This is a genomic window from Pseudomonas serbica, assembly GCF_028823535.1.
GTDB lineage: Bacteria > Pseudomonadota > Gammaproteobacteria > Pseudomonadales > Pseudomonadaceae > Aquipseudomonas > Aquipseudomonas serbica.
The window spans coordinates 1-431 of sequence record NZ_JAQIYM010000051.1 but is presented as its reverse complement, the minus strand read 5'-3'; the positions used below and the strand labels follow the sequence as shown (position 1 = coordinate 431).

The window sequence follows — 431 nt, the reverse complement described above, 5'->3', positions numbered from 1 at the left end:
GCCTGGTATACCGCCTACACCCCGTACCAGCCGGAAATTTCCCAAGGCCGTCTCGAAGCGCTGCTGAACTTCCAGACCCTGATCAGCGACCTCACCGGCCTGCCGATCGCCAACGCCTCCCTGCTCGACGAAGCCACCGCCGCCGCCGAAGCCATGACCTTCTGCAAGCGCCTGAGCAAGAACAAGGGCAGCCACCAGTTCTTCGCATCACGGCATTGCCACCCGCAGACCCTCGACGTGCTGCGCACCCGTGCCGAGCCGCTGGGCATCGAGGTGGTGGTCGGTGACGAGCGCGAACTGAGCGACGTGACGCCGTTCTTCGGCGCCCTGCTGCAGTACCCGGCGAGCAACGGTGACGTGTTCGACTACCGCGAACTGACCGAGCGCCTGCACGCCGCCAACGCCCTGGTGGCCGTGGCCGCCGACCTGCT

The 431-nt window shown here is 66.8% G+C and carries 1 pseudogene; it reads left to right on the top strand.

From position 1 onward, the window contains the following. A pseudogene (locus NQL71_RS29695) lies at positions 1–431 on the top strand (glycine dehydrogenase (aminomethyl-transferring)); the annotation flags it as partial.